General features: G+C 68.0%; 12 protein-coding genes, 1 tRNA gene and 5 pseudogenes. 13 read left to right on the plus strand and 5 right to left on the minus strand.

Features of this window, described 5'->3' with window-relative positions; all coding sequences use genetic code 11:
- Positions 1-184 precede the first annotated feature (184 nt).
- The 3 genes from ACZ5Y0_RS06230 (at position 185) to ACZ5Y0_RS06240 (ending at position 3,533) form a co-directional block, all read left to right on the plus strand.
- Positions 185-1,942, plus strand: a complete 1,758-nt coding sequence (locus tag ACZ5Y0_RS06230) for a glycoside hydrolase family 35 protein (protein ID WP_469127422.1) — start codon at positions 185-187, stop codon at positions 1,940-1,942.
- Between the two features lie 203 nt (positions 1,943-2,145).
- A complete protein-coding gene (locus tag ACZ5Y0_RS06235) occupies positions 2,146-3,225 on the plus strand; it encodes a LacI family DNA-binding transcriptional regulator (protein WP_469127423.1) in 1,080 nt (359 codons plus the stop codon).
- A gap of 185 nt (positions 3,226-3,410) precedes the next feature.
- On the plus strand, positions 3,411-3,533 hold the full coding sequence (locus tag ACZ5Y0_RS06240) for a hypothetical protein (protein WP_469127424.1): 123 nt from the start codon (positions 3,411-3,413) through the stop codon (positions 3,531-3,533).
- A 62-nt stretch (positions 3,534-3,595) separates the two neighbouring features.
- Here ACZ5Y0_RS06240 and ACZ5Y0_RS06245 read toward each other — a convergent pair.
- Together ACZ5Y0_RS06245 and ACZ5Y0_RS06250 are read right to left on the minus strand one after the other, a co-directional pair.
- A pseudogene (locus ACZ5Y0_RS06245) lies at positions 3,596-3,682 on the minus strand (DNA-binding protein); the annotation flags it as partial.
- A gap of 1,025 nt (positions 3,683-4,707) precedes the next feature.
- Positions 4,708-5,044: pseudogene (locus tag ACZ5Y0_RS06250) on the minus strand (tyrosine-type recombinase/integrase); the annotation flags it as partial.
- An 11-nt stretch (positions 5,045-5,055) separates the two neighbouring features.
- On the opposite strand from ACZ5Y0_RS06250, the pseudogene ACZ5Y0_RS06255 reads away from it, so the two are divergent.
- The 3 genes and pseudogenes from ACZ5Y0_RS06255 (at position 5,056) to ACZ5Y0_RS06265 (ending at position 7,609) form a co-directional block, all read left to right on the plus strand.
- Positions 5,056-5,678: pseudogene (locus ACZ5Y0_RS06255) on the plus strand (hypothetical protein).
- Between the two features lie 149 nt (positions 5,679-5,827).
- Positions 5,828-6,250, plus strand: a complete 423-nt coding sequence (locus tag ACZ5Y0_RS06260) for a hypothetical protein (RefSeq protein WP_469127425.1) — start codon at positions 5,828-5,830, stop codon at positions 6,248-6,250.
- A 597-nt stretch (positions 6,251-6,847) separates the two neighbouring features.
- Positions 6,848-7,609 (plus strand): hypothetical protein, encoded by a 762-nt coding sequence (locus ACZ5Y0_RS06265; protein WP_469127426.1) that lies wholly within the window; start codon positions 6,848-6,850, stop codon positions 7,607-7,609.
- Between the two features lie 59 nt (positions 7,610-7,668).
- On the opposite strand, the gene ACZ5Y0_RS06270 is transcribed toward ACZ5Y0_RS06265, so the two are convergent.
- Positions 7,669-8,895 carry a DNA cytosine methyltransferase gene (locus ACZ5Y0_RS06270; protein WP_469127427.1) on the minus strand — a complete coding sequence of 409 codons (1,227 nt, stop codon included), beginning with the start codon at positions 8,893-8,895 and terminating at the stop codon, positions 7,669-7,671.
- A 418-nt stretch (positions 8,896-9,313) separates the two neighbouring features.
- A protein-coding gene (locus ACZ5Y0_RS06275; RefSeq protein WP_469127523.1) for an IS5 family transposase occupies positions 9,314-10,128 on the minus strand; the annotation gives its coding sequence in 2 pieces (ribosomal slippage) (positions 9,314-9,768 and positions 9,768-10,128; 816 coding nt in all).
- A 35-nt stretch (positions 10,129-10,163) separates the two neighbouring features.
- Between ACZ5Y0_RS06275 and ACZ5Y0_RS06280 the strand changes: the two are divergent.
- Positions 10,164-11,268, plus strand: a pseudogene (locus ACZ5Y0_RS06280) (tyrosine-type recombinase/integrase); the annotation flags it as partial.
- 171 nt (positions 11,269-11,439) lie between these two features.
- On the plus strand, positions 11,440-11,796 hold the full coding sequence (locus ACZ5Y0_RS06285) for a hypothetical protein (RefSeq protein WP_469127428.1): 357 nt from the start codon (positions 11,440-11,442) through the stop codon (positions 11,794-11,796).
- Between the two features lie 174 nt (positions 11,797-11,970).
- On the opposite strand, the gene ACZ5Y0_RS06290 is transcribed toward ACZ5Y0_RS06285, so the two are convergent.
- Positions 11,971-12,042 (minus strand) — tRNA-Arg (locus ACZ5Y0_RS06290).
- 112 nt (positions 12,043-12,154) lie between these two features.
- On the opposite strand from ACZ5Y0_RS06290, the pseudogene ACZ5Y0_RS06295 reads away from it, so the two are divergent.
- The 5 genes and pseudogenes from ACZ5Y0_RS06295 to thrC all read left to right on the plus strand — a co-directional run.
- Positions 12,155-12,658 (plus strand): annotated as a pseudogene (locus tag ACZ5Y0_RS06295) (response regulator); the annotation flags it as partial.
- 540 nt (positions 12,659-13,198) lie between these two features.
- A complete protein-coding gene (nrtL, locus tag ACZ5Y0_RS06300) occupies positions 13,199-14,203 on the plus strand; it encodes an ArgS-related anticodon-binding protein NrtL (RefSeq protein ID WP_469127429.1) in 1,005 nt (334 codons plus the stop codon).
- A gap of 15 nt (positions 14,204-14,218) precedes the next feature.
- Entirely contained in the window at positions 14,219-15,610 is a 1,392-nt protein-coding gene (gene lysA / locus ACZ5Y0_RS06305; RefSeq protein WP_469127430.1) for a diaminopimelate decarboxylase, read from the plus strand.
- Positions 15,611-15,754: 144 nt separating this feature from the next.
- Positions 15,755-17,047, plus strand: a complete 1,293-nt coding sequence (locus ACZ5Y0_RS06310; RefSeq protein ID WP_469127431.1) for a homoserine dehydrogenase — start codon at positions 15,755-15,757, stop codon at positions 17,045-17,047.
- A gap of 6 nt (positions 17,048-17,053) precedes the next feature.
- Entirely contained in the window at positions 17,054-18,112 is a 1,059-nt protein-coding gene (gene thrC / locus ACZ5Y0_RS06315; protein ID WP_469127432.1) for a threonine synthase, read from the plus strand.
- Positions 18,113-18,458: the final 346 nt, after the last annotated feature.

Genomic DNA, 18,458 nt, shown 5'->3' on the forward strand with positions numbered 1-18,458 from the left:
CTCAGCCGGTCGCGCCCGCAGGCGCCGTACCAGGGAAGTAGGGCCACACCCCCGACGCACCACGGCCCGCCGACGCCTGTCGGCCACCCGTACCACCCGCGCCGAACCACCCACCCACAGTCACCGCTCCCGCTACGCACCGCATCCGCGAGTCACCGCCCCCATCCCCCCGAAGGGAACCCGCATGTCCGCCCTGACCACCACGCCCGACGGCTTCCTCCTCAACGGCGCCCCCCTGAGGATCATTTCCGGTGCCCTCCACTACTTCCGGGTTCACCCGGACCACTGGCCCGACCGCCTCCACAAGGCCCGCCTGATGGGGCTGAACACGGTGGAGACGTACATCCCCTGGAACCTCCACCAGCCCGAACCAGGCACCCTCGTCCTCGACGGCCTTCTCGACCTGCCCCGTTTCCTGCGCCTCGCCGCAGCGGAGGGCCTGAACGTCCTGCTGCGCCCCGGCCCGTACATCTGCGCGGAGTGGGACGGCGGCGGCCTGCCCCACTGGCTCACCGCGGACCCCGACATCCGACTGCGCAGCAGCGATCCCCGCTTCACGGACGCCGTGGACCGCTACCTCGACCTCCTCCTCCCGCCGCTCCTCCCACACATGGCCGCGTCCGGCGGCCCGGTCATCGCCGTACAGGTGGAGAACGAGTACGGGGCCTACGGCGACGACACCGCGTACCTCAAACACCTGGAGGCCGCCCTGCGCACCCGCGGCGTGGAGGAACTCCTCTTCACCTGCGACCAGGCCGACCCCGAACACCTCGCCAAGGGCAGCCTGCCCGGCGTCCTCGCGACCGGCACCTTCGGCGGCCGTGTCGACCGCTCGCTGGAGCGCCTGCGCGAGCACCAGCCCCAAGCCCCGCTGATGTGCGCCGAGTTCTGGATCGGATGGTTCGACCACTGGGGCGGCCCGCACCACGGCCGGGACGCGGCCGACGCCGCCGCCGACCTGGACCGACTGCTCTCGGCGGGAGCCTCGGTCAACATCTACATGTTCCACGGGGGAACCAACTTCGGCTTCACCAACGGCGCCAACCACCACCACACGTACGCCCCCACCGTCACCTCCTACGACTACGACGCCCCCCTCACCGAGCACGGTGACCCCGGCCCGAAGTACCAGGCCTTCCGCGAGGTCATCGCCCGCCACGCCCCGGTACCGGACGAGCCCGTCCCGTCCGCGGCGCGCAAACTCCCGCCGACCACCGTGGAGTTGACCCACCGCAGGCCCTTCCTTCCGACGGCCGCCGCGACGTCCGGCCCCGCGTCCACGGACCCGCTCTCCGCCGACGCCCTCGGCCAGCGGGCCGGATACGTCCTGTACCGCACGACACTCCCCACCGAGGGACTCGGCCTACTCCACTTCCCCGGCGGAGTGGGCGACCGCGCCCAGGTCTTCGTGGACGGCGCCCCCGTCGGCGTACTCGAACGCGAGCGCCAGGACGAGACGCTGCCGGTCCACGTGCCGCGAGCCGGAGCCGAACTCGGCGTCCTCGTCGAGAACATGGGACGGGTCAACTACGGCCCCCGCATCGGCACCCCCAAGGGCCTCCTGGGACCGGTCACCTTCGACGGCACACCCCTGCACGGCTGGGACTGCCACCCCCTGCCCCTGGACGTCCCGCCCCCGCTGCCCTTCGAACCGGCCCCCACCCCCGTCTCCGCGGAACCGGCCTTCCACCACGGCACCTTCGAGGTGAGGACCCCGGCGGACACATTCCTCTCACTGCCCGGCTGGACCAAGGGCCAGGCCTGGATCAACGGCTTCCACCTCGGCCGCTACTGGAACCGGGGCCCCCAGCGCACGCTGTACGTCCCGGCCCCCGTCCTGCGCCCCGGCACCAACGACCTGGTGCTCCTGGAACTCCAGGCCACCACCGCCACCCGAGCCCACCTCACCGACACACCGGACCTCGGTCCGACGGAGCGCTGACCCCCCGGGAACCGCCGACCCGCTCCCGCCCCTGACCACGGACCTCCGGCACCGACCGGCCTATCCTGTGGACGGCGGGAGCGGCACACCACCCCGCCACCCCACCCCCACCACACCACCCGAGCCACCCTCCGTACCGCACTACCGCATCCCCCTCCACCCCCGGACCTGACCCGGCTGAAGGACAGAAGAGGGCACCCACGATGACCCCAGGCGCCTCCGACGGCCCGGCGACCAAGGGAAGCCGCAGCCGCCGCAACTTCGCGGGCGCACGCCCGGTGATGGCCGACGTGGCGCAACTGGCCGGTGTCTCCAAGCAGACGGTCTCGCGGGTGCTGAACGACCACCCTGCCGTACGCCCCGATACCCGCGAGGCGGTCCTCGCGGCGATGCGCACCCTCGGTTACCGCCCCAGCCGCAGCGCCCGCTCGCTGGCCAGCGGCCGGACCCGGATGCTCGGGGTGATCTCGTTCGACGCGGCCCGCTACGGCCCGGCCTCCACCCTGACCGCCATCAACACCGCCGCACAGGAGGCCGGTTACCTGGTCAGCTCCATCGCCCTGGACACCGCCGACCGCGACACGGTGGTCCGGGCGGCGGACCGCCTGTCGGCGGAGGGCGCGGACGGCGTGATCGCGATCGCCCCGCAGCTGCGGGTGGCGAAGGCGCTGGCGCAGGCCCGCCTGGACACCCCGCTGGTGGTCCTGGACAACGACCTCGGCGACGGCACCCCCGTGGTCACCTCGGACGCCCGCACCGGCGCCCGTAAAGCCACCGAGCACCTGCTGTCCCTCGGCCACGCGACCGTCTGGCATGTGGCGGGCCCGAGGGGCTGGACATCGGCGGACCGCAGGGCGGAAAGCTGGCGGTCCACCCTGAAGACGGCCGGCGCCCCGGTCCCCGCCCCCCTCCACGGCGACTGGAGCGCCGACTCCGGCTACGACCTCGGCCGCGAACTGGCGCGAAAGCCCCAGATCACGGCGGTCTTCGTGTCGAACGACCAGATGGCCCTGGGCGTCCTGCGTGCCCTGCACGAGGCGGGCCGCCGCGTCCCCGACGACGTCAGCGTGGTCGGCTACGACGACATCCCCGAGGCGGCCCACTTCCTCCCCCCGCTGACCACCGTCCGCACGGACTTCACGGACATCGGCACCCGCGCCCTCCACGTCCTCCTGGAACGCATCGACGCCCCGACGACGGCCCCGCCACCCCTGACGGTCACCCCGGTGGACCTACGGATCCGCGACAGCACGTCGCCCCCCGCCGGGGAAGGCCGATCCTAGGCGCTGGGGCTCCCCGACTTCGATCCCTGGCCAAGCTGTCGGCCTCGCTGGACGGCGAATCAGAACGGGAGACCGCCGTTCGACTCCTCTATGTGGGAGACGATCGTGGAGCACTCCCGGCGTCCCGACATGGCAGTACCTTCCCACTCTCCAGTACGTCCGTCCCCTGGGGCGATCGCACCGCGGTGCAGGCCCTGACGGACGCGCTCGACCAAGTCCACGGTTTGGACGCGGCGGACGATCCGGTGCGGGCGTTCGCTCTCACCTACGGCGGCAGCGTGAACGGCGACTACGTCAACCACGACTGACCGTGCCCGGCCACCTTTGCTTGCCGCGCCCCGATCCGGACTCGGGCGCTCAACGCACGCCGTCAGATCTTGATCACTGTGATACGCCCGCCGCACAGCGCTGCGATGTCCTCAGGATCGGATGTGAGGACCGTGACAGGACCGGGCGCGCGTGCGTCCTGTACGCCGCGATGCTCCCCGCCTGATTCGTCGGACTCCGGCTGAGCGACTGCCATCTGCCTGAGCCGCCTCGGTACGTCGTGAGCCTCGTAAAGGGCTTCACGCAGCCCCGGGGGCAATAGGGGACGACGCTGACGCTGCGGGAGACACGGCCAATCTCGGGCAAGCAAGGGACCGACTTGCGGGAGCGCCACGACAAGCGAGGACTGAAGTCACGGGAGCCTGGTGCGGACAGGCCGGTCCCGATCCCGCCCGTACTGGTGGCGATGCTCCGGGAGGACGTGGAGGAGTTCGGGAACAGCCACGGACGCCGGCTGTTCCCGAACGAGCGTGGGGGACCGCTCGGCACCTCCAGCTACTGGCGGGTGTGGCAGGAAGCCCGACCGTTCGTGCTCACTCCGGCTCCGCGCTGGCCTCCCCGTGGCCGAGGTAGCCCGGCGCGCGGGCAACTCCCAAAGGATGTCCACCGCCGCTACGCCCGTCATCGACAACAGCGAGGAGGTGAACAACAGGAAGATCGAGCAGGCGATGGGCTGAACTGGCGGCGCCTGACGGACCGGAGCTCGACTGCGTCGCATGAGCTACCTGAGATGCAGCGACGTAGGCACTCCAACTGACAGCGGTGGACGCTACGTTGCTGCTCCACACTCGAATGAAGGATCACCGTGTCAGAGCAAGTTTTCGCACTTACGGGAACGCCACGATCGTCGGGCTGATGACGCTGGCGCCCGCTACTGCTACTGGCCGGAGTGCCAGACGCCGACTATGCGGATGGTTGACGGGTCTCCGGTATTGAACGTCGATATCGCCCACATCCGTGCGGCTGGTCCGAATGGGCCGCGCTTCGACCCCGAGCTCTCAAAGCAGGAGCGAGACGAGTAGAGCGGGAGTCAGTGAGACTGACTCCCGCTCGGTGATGGCGCCCCTGGACTTCGGTCCGGGGGCCTCGTCGACTCCGGGGTCTACCTGCGGTTCTACGTCCTGCGGCCTGGCCGCGGGCTCCGACATACGGCCGCTCCCCCGAGTCGGTCCACTGCTTGCCGACGGACGGACGGGTCCGGTGGAGCAGCGCCGACCCCCAGCCATGCTCGGGAAGGTTTCAGATCCGTCTGGGCAAGGCCGACCGCTTCCGCCGGCCGGAGGCCACCGAAGTACATGGCGGCGAACAGACCCACGAGCCGACGACCACGGGCTCGCCGGTAGCCGCCCACGTAGGAAACCGCCGCCAGTAGGTTCCGCGCTTGCTCCGGGTTGGCGACGACCCGCGGATCGACCTGGATGGACACCTTTGGCTTCTGCCAGCGGACAGCCGTGATGGGGTTCTCACGCAGCTCCTCCAGATCGACGGCGTAGAGGGGGCGTTGTGGAGCTGCACGTCACGCGCTGGAAGCGGTACGGGCATGATCGTCTGTACGCCGACCTGCCTGATGGCACCGCGGTCGGTTGGGCGGACATCACGACGGGGGGCATCACGGTCTTGCGGGCCGAGTGTCGTGACGACGTGATCGCCGTGCTCACGAAGCACTTACAGAACCTCACCGAGCCTGTCCCGCCAGACAGGGCGCCGGATGTTCAGGACCGTCCGATGCTGCCGCCTCTGACGCCGGCCGACGACCTGGCCGTCAACCCTCCCGGGCAGGCGTTGCGTGATCTGCTCGCCGAATCCGGCCCGGGGCTGATGGAGCGAGTCGTTTCACGGATTCTTCGGCGATCCTCAGAATGGGACTCCTGGCGAAAGGGATTGGCGGGGGAGCGGCGAGTGGGAGCCGAGTTGAACCGCTTGGGCCGCCACGGCTGGCGTGTCCTGCACCGGTGCTCGTCTTCGTGGGTATCACCGAGCTGGTGGTCGCTACGCAGCTCGATGTCCGGGTGTACCAGGAGCGCCAGGTGTCCGCACTCGCTCCGCTCTCAGGCGTTCTCACGGCCGACCAGGTGGAGCACGTGTACGACGTTGCTCGCCATCGCCAGGCTTGGAGTCTGGCCTGAGCCGGTGCGTCTCAGCGAGTTGCCGGCCTTCCCTGCGGGGCCTGTGGGTGGTTTACACGGTATGACCGTCGTCGGGGCGGGGTGCCCTGTCAGTGCCGTCTCTTACGCTCCGCTCTTGAACAAGCAGTTCGAGTGGAGAGGGGACGCGGATGGGTGGCAACGCATGGACGCACACGGGCCCGTATCAGCGTGATCTGGCGGCCGCGTTCCGGCAGGAGCAGGAAGACGAGCTGGCGCGGGACAACCACGGCTTCGAGGGGCGGTCCGTCGACGAACTGTGGCGCGACCCGGAGTGGCATGAGTACATCTTCACCGGCGGCACGGGCTCCGTGCTGGACTTCCCTTGCATGATCGAGGCCGCGGACACCGATGACGGTCCGTTCATGCGGCCGCTGACCGATGACGAGGTGCGCGCGTGGGCTCCTCACGGCCGGCCCACTTACGAGGAGTGGGACGCCGCGCTCGACTCCGAGCAGTTGGACTTCCCAGGCCGCGCCCAGGGGAACTGCACAGTGCTCTACCGCGACGGTAGGCCCGCGCAGATCGCCTACTGGGGTGTCACCGCAGACTAGGGGGAGTGGGCACCCTTGCGATGTGGCCCCCATACCTGTCCCGAGTCCGGGGCCACATCGTTTTACGGGCTCACCTGGGAGAACGCTCGAAGATCTCCTCCACGCCTCGTCCACAGACCTCGACATAGAGCCGCTTCGGCCCGCATGCGCCTGCACATACGTGAAGACCCCGTCCTCAGCGAAACCGCTGATGGCGGGGTCTTTGGGCACCTCATCCAAGGTGCCCTCGGCAGGATTCGAACCTGCGCACACGGCTCCGGAGGCCGCTTGAGTGAGGGGAAGAAGGCCTGGTTGCGTACCTGCTCAGGAGCTGATGGTGCCGCTCCGTCCACAAATGGTCCATGGCCCTGCGGTGGTGGACGTAGTCCCGAGGTGACAGACGTCGGCACCGCTGGTCGTCGGAGTTGTGGTCGGGCACGGCTACGGCAGACAGGATGGAGCAATGCCTAGCAGTAATTGACCCGTTCCGGCCACTTATTGGCAGAAATGTCGGCTGAGACCGTTGGATGCCAATGTAGGTGACTGAACGAACTAGTTGACAGCATTCAAGGCCAGATGATCACATGGCCCCCCACTGGTGTTACGTGAGGGGTTGAAGTGACGCTGGAGCGTTTGGTGGCGCAAGCGCAACTCTTGGACAGTGCGCAGCTGGAAATGCTCGGGGAGATGGCCGAGGCTTTGCAGCAGCCCTGTGATGTCCGAGTTGATCCTTCTTCTGATCTGGCTAGCAGTGAATTTAGCGACTATTTTTTGAATCGCCTGAAGATTCACCATGCAACATCGGAAGAGAAGTTCAAGAAGGCTTCGTTTGAATACGCCTTCATTGCTGCAGCTAGATACGCGGGTGTCTCGGCAAGTAAAACGAAATCGCAAACCTTCCAAGGTGCTGATGCCACAATTGACGGGGTGCGCTGGTCGCTGAAGACTGAGGCGTCGGCGAAAATAAGTAAATTCAATATTGTGGTCTCCAAGTTTTCTGAGGCTCGCTGGATTCGCGATTGTGAGACGCCCGGCGATTTTATGCGTGAATGCGTTCCCAGGTTTCTTGCGCACCTAGGCGAGTATGACAGAATTGCCACACTGCGCGCCTTTTCGGTGGGGCGCGAACTTGTGCGCTATGAGCTCATAGAGATACCGAAAAGCCTCTTGATGTGCGCGGCCAATCTTACTGAAGGTGACTTCACGCCGCGAACGAGGAACGGAGGCAGCTCTGCACTCGTCGGAGACTCCAGTGGGATTGCTTTTAAGCTGGTCCTCGACGGCAGCGTGGAAAAGGTCACCCTAAGTCGACTTCCGGTCCAGCGCTGCTGGACTCATGCGAGTTGGACGGTGCCTACTATTCCTGAAACTGAGGAATAGTCGGGATGAATGAGGCGGCGGAGCGCAATCTAAATGAATGGCGCTCCGCGGCGCTGGCATCAAACTGCGACGAGATCCAGCTGCACCGGCTGGTTCGAGGGCACGATGTCATCCGCTCGCAGGCTTGTGCCAGGGAGTACGACGCTTTCCAGTTCGGGCCGTGTTCCTGTCAACATCCACTCGGCAACGTGTGCCAGCTGGTACGAAATGAGTGGCGGTACCGCGTCGCCGATGTGGCGGTACATGTTTGAGACCGCCCGTGCCTTGAAGATGAAGTTCTCCGGAAAGCCCGACAGAAGACCAAGCTCGCGCACGGTGCAAAGTCGGTCTTGTTCGGGATGCGAATACCTTCCGTTGCCGAAGTGTGAGCACTCCCGCTTGATGGTGGGTGAAGGCCTATCCCACCACAAACGCCCGTAGATATCGGGGTAGGAACCGAACTTGCCAGCGGCGATCGTCCTTTTCATGGCTGGCGTCAACACGATGTCAGCGTCAGGGTGTTCTCGCATATCGATCCACGATCCGCCATCACGAGGGGTGGCCTGAAGGCGCCTGAGCGTGGCGTCTGCGCCGATTGAAGGCGAGACATGCATGGGATCGGCTGAATGACGTTCGCCTGCCGCCACTTGAGGTAGATGGCTGATCGCCCGCCGTACGGAGATGGATTCCGGCTTCACCGTTGAATCGCCCCACAGCTCTTCAAGGGTATGGAGCTGCTTGTCCTCACGGACAGCTATGACCAAGGCGCGCTCACGCTGCTGCGGTAGTCCGAACCGCGTGAGCATGTGAGTGCTGGCGTGGACGCTATAGCGCATGTCCTTCAAGTCTGCACGGAGCTGCTCGAAATGATGTCGGAAGTTTCCCTGAAGCATCTCCCGTGCGTTCTCCATCACCAAAATGGAGGGCATCAATTCTGCGACAAACTCTGCCGTCTTTGCGATCAGTGAGTTTCGAGAATCGTCCTCGATGTGATTCTTCGGGTTGGCTCGAGACAAACCCGTGCAAGGTGGGCAAGCGCTGAGTACGTCGAGCTCTCGGCCCTGAAGTCGCAAGTCCAGTAGCGACCGAAGCTTTGATCCAGAAAGTGCAGCGATGTCTTCTTCGAACGGCTGAATATGCATATTGGCTGCGTAAGTGTCATTGCACTCCAGCGTCCCTCTGCCGCTGCTGGGCTTGCCCAGCTGGGCGTCAACGGCCCCGACCAGCTCAAAGTTGCCATGCGCATGAAACCCATAGCTCATTCCGCCTGCGCCGCTGAAAAGGTCGGCGAACGTCCATCGTTGCATCCAGCTGTCCCTTCCTCGGCGACTGCAGCAGTCGCGCGCTGCGATCCTAGCGACCTCGTCAACGCTCGATGGGCTTCCCGTGAGCACACCTATTGTGGCGGGAGCCACTGACATCACGGCGAGCGCTGTCCCCTCATCCGTCCGCAGCGATGGTCGAAGGAGCAAGACACGCCAGTGCTAGCTGGCGACAGATCTTTTGCGGAGTCTACGTTGTGTTGCTGCTTGGGTTGGTTGCCCCGGCAGGCCAAGCGTCCACACAGGTCGGCGGAGCGGCTTTGGGCTGGAGCTGCTTTGGGGCGAGTGATCATGGCCCCGTAAGCTTCCGGCGCGCGGGCAGTCTGTGGACCTGCCCGTTAAGCACGACGTTGGGGCCATGATCTTAGAGGCTCGCCCCAAAGTGGCTGCCTAAGACGTCGTTTCACTTGGTGAGTCGGCGGTAGTTGATGAGGCTGGTGGCGATGGCTGTGAAGGCGAGGAAGTGCTCGGGCTTGCGGTCGTAGCGGCGGTGGAGCCGACGGCAGCCGGCCAACCAGGACATGGTCCGTTCGACGACCCACCGGTGGCGTCCAAGTCGCTGGGAGGTCTCGATCCCCCGGCGGGCGATCCGAGGGGAGATGCCGCGAGAGCGGAGCCATCGCCGCAGGTAGGGGTAGTCGTAGCCCTTGTCGCCGTGGAGCTTGTCGGGCCGTCGGCGGCGGGGACCGCGACGGCTGCGGATCGGCGGTATCGACGCGACGAGCGGCTGCAGAGCGAGACTGTCGTGGGTGTTGGCCGCGGAGATGGCGACCGCGACGGGCAGACGGAACCGGTCGGGGACGAGGTGGATCTTCGATCCCTTCTTGCCGCGATCGGTCGGATTCGGTCCGGTCAAAAGCCCCCTTTGAGAGCCCGGACACTCACCGAGTCGATGGCGAACCGCGACCAGTCCAGCTCTCCCCGGGCGCCGAGTTCGTCAAGGATGACCCGGTGCAGACGGCCCCATACCCGTTCCTTGCTCCAGCGGGCGAAACGCCGGTAGACCGTCGGCCAGGCCGGCCCGAACAGTGGCGGCACCTGCCGCCACGTGCATCCCGACGTGGCCACGAACACGATCGCGGCCAGACATTCACGATCCCCGGCCCGTCGGCGGCCACCTCCCTGCGGACGTATCACCACCGTTTCGGGCACCACCCTGCGGAACAACTCCCACAACTCATCCGGCACCAGCCGCTCGGCAAGACTCGTCATGCCCAGCACAACGAGCCAACCGGCCAAAGGAAACGATGTCTTACGCGGCTCCGAACTCTCGGGACAGCCTGAATGAGACGCTGACGCTCGTCACGACGCAGCTCCTTGGTGACCGCCCCGGCCGTCCGGCAGATGATGTGTTGCGGCGTGCTCTGCGTGGCTGGGCCTTCGTCGTCCAAGCCGAGAACGAGGATGCTCCGCCGGTGGACATCGCGAATGCCCTCCGCTGGGTGGCCAAGGCGTCGCTGCCGTTGTCGACCCTCAAGAATCCGGCGGACACCCGCCGCGTCCTCGACTCGCTCAAACTCACGCTCTCCGGGACTTCTGCCGCCGCTGAGACGGTGCGGCGCAAGCGGGCCGTCCTTTTCAACGCCTTAGCCTACGCAGTCGAGCTGGGGGAGCTTCCTGAGAACCCGGTCCCGCTCGTGAAGTGGAAGCTGCCGAAGGTCACCAAGGAAGTGGACCGCCGGGTCGTGGTGAACCCTCGGCAGGCTGCCGAACTTCTTGCCGCGGTTCTCGTACGTCGGCGGGTACCGCCGGGCTCGTGGGCGCCGTCTCGTCGCTCTCTTCGCCTGCATGTACTTCGGTGGGCTGCGGCCGCCGGAGGCTGTGGCCCTGCGTCATCCGGACTGCACGCTGCCGGACACCGGATGGGGCTCGCTGATCTTGGAGAAGAGCCGTCCCACCGTCGGTAAGCGTTGGACCGGAACGGGGAGGTGCACGACAACCGCGGGCTCAAGAACCGCCCTGCGCATGAGACCCGCGTCGTTCCGATTCCGCCGCGCCTCGTGCGCATGCTCCGAACCCACATCGAAGAATTCGGTACGGCCAAGGACGGCCGGCTGTTCTCCAATGAGCGTGGGGGAGTGGTCGCCTCGACGACGTACTGCCGTCTGGGACGAGGCGCGGCACCTGGCGCTCACCCCTGAGCAGGTGGTCTCTCCGCTCGCCGCTCGGCCGTGCGACCTGCGGCACGCGGCGCTCTCCTCCTGGCTCAACGCCGGCGTAAACCCCACCGAGGTTGCCGAACGGGCGGGCAACAGCGTCGAGGTGCTGCTGAGCCGGTACGCCAAGTGCCTCGACGGCCGACAGGATGTCGCCAATCGTCGGATCGCTGAGTTGCTGGACGACACTCTGGAAGGCTGAGGCATCGGAGCACCTGAGCCCAACCTACTCGCGTGAGTAGGTTGGGCTTCTTTGCATTGAATAGGAGGCGCCGGCGGAACCAGGGCACAGGTGCCTAGCCATGCCCCGAGTGCAGCGCGCAGATGCAGCAACGTCCTCCTGGGCGCCGCCCCGAACTGACAGACTCTGGACATGTCGGAAGCGATCATTGGAGGCCTGATCGGCGGCCCTCTCGGTGCCGTAACCGCCCTGCTGGGCAACTACTTCGTCATTCGAGACACTCGATGGGGTCGTGCGGCAGCTGAGGAGCAGAAGGCCGCAGTCGCACTCCTCGCAATCATGCGCACACTCCATTACGAGGGACGCAATGACATCCGGGACTGTCTGGAGGCCAGGTTGGACCGCAAGCGGCTACCCAAGCCTTCGGATGACTGGCGCCGGGCAGACAAGTCTCTTGATGAGTTCATGGAAGGGGCTCAGGACGAGATGGAGCATGCTCTGATCGCCTTCGAGGTAGAGCAAGAAGCAGCCGATCCGCCTGGCGTGTAGCTCTTCACGGCTTAGCGGAAGTTTGACCGGCAGATTCCTGCCCCGCGGCCAGTCCACGCATAGTCCACAGCGCCCGACATACGGCCGCTTCGAGCGGCACACGCCTGCACATACGCCAAGACCCCGGCCTCAGCGTTTCCGCTGGTGACGGGGTCTTTGGGCACCTCATGAGGGTGCCCCCGGCAGGATTCGAACCTGCGCACACGGCTCCGGAGGCCGTTGCTCTATCCCCTGAGCTACGGGGGCGTGTCGGTCGCGTTGCTCGCGGCGACGGACAGAACACTACCAGCTCCCTCGGGGTGATCAGGAACGGGTTTGCGGGGGTCAAGGAGGGGTGGGGGTCCCGCAGGGGGTGGAAGTGGGGAAAACCCGGACGCGGTGGTCGGTGCGGACCTACTCTCGAGTTGTGTCAGGCGCTTCGGGACGGGTGCTTGTTGTGGACGACAACAAGGTCATCCGGCAGCTGATCAGGGTCAATCTCGAGCTGGAGGGCCTCGAGGTCGTGACCGCGTCCGATGGTGCCGAGTGTCTGGATGTCGTGCATCAGGTACGGCCGGATCTCGTGACCCTCGATGTCGTCATGCCGCGGCTGGACGGTCTCCGGACCGCCGCGCGACTGCGTGCCGATCCCCGCACCCGTGACCTTCCCCTCGCCATCATCAGCGCCTGTACGCCCTACGAGGTGGAAACAGGCCTCGGAGCGGGCGTCGACGCCTTCCTCGCCAAGCCCTTCGATCCCGCGGACCTCGTCAGCCTCGTCCGCAGGCTGCTCGAGGGGAATCGGGGAGAGGGGACAGGCGGCAGTGGCCGTGGTGGTAGTGGCGGGGGGGAGAAGAGGGCCGGTGGTGATCTCCCTGGAGGCCCTGCGAAAGTCGAGGGGGGAGTCGTACGGCTCGGGGCCTCCCTTGGTGCGGGCCCCGGTTTCACTTCCGATACCGGCCCTGGTCTCGCTCTCGGTACGGTCCCCGATCTCGCTCTGGGTACCGGCCCTGCTCCCGCCCGCGGCACAAGCCCCGGTACCGCCCGCACCGTGAGCCACGAACTCGCCCTCAGCCACGCAGGCGAAGGCGTCGGCATGCGCAACGAGCACGAACACGGGCTCGGAAGCGAGCACGGGCACGCAAGCGGTTCCGAGCACGGGCTCATCGGCATCCGCAACGAACACGAGCACGGGCACAGAAGCGGGCACGCACACGCAAGCGGTCCCGAGCACGCCACCGGCGGCAGCCCCATGGCCGAGCCCGTCGCCGACTGAGGCCGCCGACCCGTCGCCCGAAGAGGCCCCGGACGGTCACCGAAAAGGGTCACCGACTGACCCACCCCCTTCCCCCTTACCCGTCCACATCCCGGACACCTCGAACCGGATCGCGTACCCACCCCCCTCCTCCCCTAGGCTTGTCCCGTGACCCCCGTCGAGTTGTCCCGCACCGTGCTGCACGCGGTGCGGTCTGCCGTCGATGACGGGGAGCTGAGGGTGGTCGTTCCCTCGCGGGTGGTTGTCGGGCCGCCCGGGCCGGGGGGGTGCGGGGACTACGCCACCAACGTCGCCCTCCAGCTCGCCCGCCCCGCCGGGGAGCCCCCGTTGCGGGTCGCCGCGCTGCTCCGGCCGTACCTCGCCCGCGCCGCCGGCGTCACGGACGTGGAGATCACCGGGCCGGGGTTCCTCAACATCAGTCTCGACCGGGCCGTCACGTCCAACGCCCTGGTCCGGCGGATCCTGCGCGAGGGGACGCGCTACGGCCATGGCGACGCGCTCGCCGGTCAGGTGTTCGCGCTGTGCGTCCCGTACGAGGTGCGTGCCGAGGTTCTGGCCGACGTGCTCGCGCGGATCGTCGGCTCGCAGGGCGGGCGGGTCGAGATCGCGCACGGCGCGGGGGTGAACCTGCGGCCCGTTCCGGCGCCGGAGGACCCCGCTCCCCTCGGCCCGGACGCCGCCCGCTGGGCCCTGCTGCACCCCGCCCCGCACGACCGTCCCCGCATCACCGCCGATCACCTGGTCCAGCGCGCGAGCAACCCCCTCTTCCGGGTCCGTTACGCCCACGCCCGCACCCGCGCCGTCAGCCGCAACGCCGCCGACCTGGGCTTCACCGCCACCGGGCCGGAGACGCCCATGGACGCGGCGGGGGACGCCGCGGACCTGTCGGCCCTCCTCGCGGACTACCCCCGCATCCTCACCACGGCCGACGCGCTTCCCCACCCCGACGCCCACGCCGCCCCCTCCCGCCTCACCCGTCACCTCCTCGCCCTCGCCGACGCGACGCTCACTCACCTGCCCGCCGTTCTGCCCCGTGGGGACGAGAAACCCTCGGCCGCCCACCGGTCCCGGCTCGCCCTCGCCGAAGCCGCCGGGACGGTGCTGGCCGGTGGCCTGTCCCTGCTCGGCATCGACGCACCCGATCACCTCTGAGAGAGCACGCCCACGATGAGCCGTTCCGCACACCCCGCCGGGCCCCGTCACGCCGATGTCCTGCCCGAGGGGCACTACTCGGGGCCGCCTGCCGACCTCAACTCCCTCGACCCCAAGGTGTGGTCGCGGACCGTCACCCGTGACGCCCTCGGGGTCGTCACCGTCGGCGGGATCGACGTGAAGACGCTCGCCGAGGAGTACGGCACCCCCGCCTACGTCCTCGACGAGGACGACTTCCGGGACCGGGCCCGCGCCTGGCGTACCGCCTTCGGGACCGACGCCGACGTCTTCTACGCCGGAAAGGCGTTTCTGTCGCGCGCGGTCGTGCGCTGGCTTCACGAGGAGGGACTCAACCTCGACGTCTGCTCCGGCGGCGAGCTGACCACCGCGCTCTCCGCCGGCATGCCCGCCGACCGCATCGCCTTCCACGGCAACAACAAGTCCACGGAGGAGATCGAGAGGGCCGTCGGCGCCGGTGTCGGCCGGATCGTCCTCGACTCCTTCCAGGAGATCGTCCGCGTCGCGCACATCGCCCAGTCCCTCGGCAAGCGGCAGCGCGTGCAGATCCGTATCACCGTCGGCGTCGAGGCGCACACGCACGAGTTCATCGCCACCGCCCACGAGGACCAGAAGTTCGGGATCCCGCTGGCCGGGGGACAGGCGGCGGAGGCCGTGCGGCGGGCCCTCCAGCTCGACGGCCTCGAGCTGATCGGGATCCACTCGCACATCGGGTCGCAGATCTTCGACATGTCCGGCTTCGAGGTCGCCGCGCACCGGGTCGTCGGGCTGCTCAGGGACATCCGCGACGAGCACGGCGTCGAGCTGCCCGAGATCGACCTCGGCGGCGGGCTCGGCATCGCGTACACGAGTGACGACGATCCGCGCGAGCCGCACGAGATCGCCAAGGCGTTGACCGAGATCGTCACCCGCGAGTGTGAGTCGGCCAGGCTCCGCACGCCCCGTATCTCCGTCGAGCCCGGCCGTGCCATCGTCGGACCCACGGCCTTCACGCTGTACGAGGTCGGCACCGTCAAGCCGCTCGACGGGTTGCGGACGTACGTCTCCGTCGACGGCGGCATGTCGGACAACATCCGCACCGCGCTGTACGACGCCGAGTACAGCGTGGCGCTCGTCTCCCGCGTCTCCGACGCCGAGCCGATGCTCGCGCGTGTCGTGGGCAAGCACTGCGAGAGCGGGGACATCGTGGTCAAGGACGCGTTCCTGCCGTCCGACCTGGCACCGGGTGACCTGATCGCGGTCCCCGCCACGGGTGCGTACTGCCGGTCCATGGCCAGCAACTACAACCACGTGCTACGGCCGCCGGTCGTCGCCGTGCGTGAGGGTGAGGCCCGCGTCATCGTCCGGCGCGAGACGGAGGAGGACCTCCTGCGGCTCGACGTCGGATAGGCACAGCCCGGCCGGGTGGAAGATCTCCTGTCCGCCGCCCCGGAAAAATGAAATAGATGTCTCACGATCCGGACCAGGGACAGAAACCCCGGTCCGGTGAGTGAGACTGGTCGAACCGTAGACGGTAAGAGGAAACGAGGTCGGATGATGCGTACGCGTCCGCTGAAGGTGGCGCTGCTGGGCTGTGGAGTGGTCGGCTCAGAGGTGGCGCGCATCATGACGACGCACGCCGACGACCTCGCCGCCAGGATCGGGGCCCCGGTGGAGCTGGCGGGGGTGGCCGTGCGGCGGCCCTCCAGGGTGCGCGAGGGCATCGACCCGGCACTGGTGACCACCGACGCCACCGCGCTGGTCAAACGCGGTGACATCGACGTCGTCGTCGAGGTCATCGGCGGTATCGAGCCGGCCCGCACCCTCATCACCACCGCGTTCGAGTACGGCGCGTCCGTCGTCTCCGCCAACAAGGCGCTGCTCGCCCAGGACGGCGCCGCCCTGCACGCCGCTGCCGACGCACACGGCGAGGACCTCTACTACGAGGCCGCCGTCGCCGGCGCCATCCCGCTGATCCGCCCGCTGCGCGAGTCCCTCGCCGGCGACAAGATCAACCGCGTCATGGGCATCGTCAACGGGACGACCAACTTCATCCTCGACAAGATGGACTCCACCGGGGCCGGCTACCAGGAGGCCCTCGACGAGGCCACCGCCCTGGGGTACGCCGAGGCCGACCCGACCGCCGACGTGGAGGGCTTCGACGCCGCCGCCAAGGCCGCCATCCTCGCCGGGATCGCCTTCCACACACGCGTGCGCCTCGACGACGTCTACCGCGAGGGCATGGCCGAGGTGACGGCCGCCGACTTCGCCTCCGCCAAGGAGATGGGCTGCACCATCAAGCTGCTCGCCATCTGCGAGCGGGCCGCCGACGGCGGATCCGTCACCGCGCGCGTGCACCCGGCGATGATTCCGTTGACCCACCCGCTCTCCTCCGTGCGCGGCGCCTACAACGCCGTGTTCGTCGAGTCGGACGCGGCCGGTCAGCTCATGTTCTACGGCCCCGGCGCCGGCGGTGCACCCACCGCCTCCGCCGTGCTCGGCGACCTCGTCGCCGTATGCCGCAACCGGCTCAGCGGGGCGACGGGGCCCGGCGAGTCGGCGTACGCCGCCCTGCCGGTGTCGCCGATGGGTGACGTCGTCACCCGGTACCACATCAGCCTCGACGTCGCCGACAAACCGGGCGTTCTGGCGCAGGTGGCCACCGTGTTCGCTGAGCACGGGGTGTCCATCGATACGGTTCGGCAGCAGGGAAAGGACGGCGAGGCCTCCCTCGTCGTCGTCACCCACCGCGCGTCCGACGCCTCCCTCACCGGGACCGTCGAGGCGCTGCGCAAGCTCGACACCGTGCGGGGTGTCGCCAGCATCATGCGGGTTGAAGGAGAGTAACCAGCAATGACCCACCAGTGGCGCGGAATCATCGAGGAGTACCGGGACCGGCTGCCGGTTTCCGACAGCACGCCGGTCGTGACGCTCCGCGAGGGCGGCACGCCCCTCGTGCCCGCGCAGGTGCTCTCCGAGCGCACCGGCTGCGAGGTCCACCTCAAGGTCGAGGGCGCGAACCCCACCGGATCCTTCAAGGACCGCGGAATGACCATGGCGATCACCCGTGCGAAGGAGGAGGGCGCCAAGGCGGTCATCTGCGCCTCCACCGGCAACACGTCGGCGAGCGCCGCCGCGTACGCCGTGCGGGCGGGCATGGTCTGCGCGGTCCTCGTCCCCCAGGGCAAGATCGCGCTCGGCAAGATGGGGCAGGCCCTCGTCCACGGCGCGAAGATCCTCCAGGTGGACGGCAACTTCGACGACTGCCTCACGCTGGCCCGCTCGCTGAGCGACAACTACCCGGTCGCGTTGGTCAATTCGGTCAATCCGGTGCGTATCGAGGGCCAGAAGACGGCCGCCTTCGAAATCGTGGACATGCTCGGGGACGCCCCCGACGTCCACGTCCTGCCGGTCGGCAACGCGGGCAACATCACGGCGTACTGGAAGGGCTACAAGGAGTACGCCGCCGACGGGATCGCGCGGCGGACCCCGCGCATGTGGGGCTTCCAGGCCTCCGGCAGTGCGCCGATCGTGCGCGGCGAGGTCGTCAAGGACCCGTCGACGATCGCCACCGCGATCCGCATCGGCAACCCCGCGTCCTGGCAGTACGCGCTCGCCGCGCGGGACGAGTCCGGTGGATTCATCGACGAGGTGACGGACCGTGAGATCCTGCGCGCGTACCGGCTGTTGGCCGCGCAGGAGGGCGTCTTCGTGGAGCCCGCGTCCGCCGCGTCCGTGGCCGGTCTGCTGAAGGCCGCGGAGCAGGGCCGGGTCGACCCCGGCCAGACGATCGTGTGCACCGTCACGGGCAACGGTCTGAAGGACCCCGACTGGGCCGTGGCCGGCGCGCCTCAGCCGGTGACCGTCCCCGTCGACGCGGTGACCGCGGCAGAGCGCCTGGGGCTCGCGTGAGCGGACCGCGGCGGTGACCGCGGCCGGGTTAGAGCGCCTCGGGCTCGCGTGAGCGGCCCTCCCAGGAGGCCGGGGCGCCCCCCGAAGACGTAGGCGCCCCTCCGGACGTCTGCCGGGGGGGCAGGCGCAGGGGACCTCACCTGGGGAAGTCGCCGCACAGAGGGCCACCCCCGTCGGGGGTGCACAGGGGGCTCGCGACACGCATCGTGCGCCTCCTGTGCGCCCTATGTCGCGGCAGAACCTTCCTTCGATAGGCTGTACCGAACCCACCTACCGCATATGCCCGCGCATCTCGCGCGGGCATGCGCGCCGGGGCGTCTTCAGCGGCCCGAGGGTCTTCGTACGT

The organism is Streptomyces sp. NPDC033216 (genome assembly GCF_055577115.1).

Bases quoted from the DNA above. Each gene is read 5' to 3' on its own strand.
- thrC (WP_469127432.1), top strand. From the start codon at position 17,054: ATGACCCACCAGTGGCGCGGAATCATCGAGGAGTACCGGGACCGGCTG.
- ACZ5Y0_RS06285 (WP_469127428.1), top strand. From the start codon at position 11,440: ATGTCGGAAGCGATCATTGGAGGCCTGATCGGCGGCCCTCTCGGTGCC.
- ACZ5Y0_RS06260 (WP_469127425.1), top strand. From the start codon at position 5,828: ATGGGTGGCAACGCATGGACGCACACGGGCCCGTATCAGCGTGATCTG.
- ACZ5Y0_RS06310 (WP_469127431.1), top strand. From the start codon at position 15,755: ATGATGCGTACGCGTCCGCTGAAGGTGGCGCTGCTGGGCTGTGGAGTG.
- lysA (WP_469127430.1), top strand. From the start codon at position 14,219: ATGAGCCGTTCCGCACACCCCGCCGGGCCCCGTCACGCCGATGTCCTG.
- ACZ5Y0_RS06270 (WP_469127427.1), bottom strand. From the start codon at position 8,895: ATGCAACGATGGACGTTCGCCGACCTTTTCAGCGGCGCAGGCGGAATG.
- ACZ5Y0_RS06230 (WP_469127422.1), top strand. From the start codon at position 185: ATGTCCGCCCTGACCACCACGCCCGACGGCTTCCTCCTCAACGGCGCC.
- ACZ5Y0_RS06235 (WP_469127423.1), top strand. From the start codon at position 2,146: ATGACCCCAGGCGCCTCCGACGGCCCGGCGACCAAGGGAAGCCGCAGC.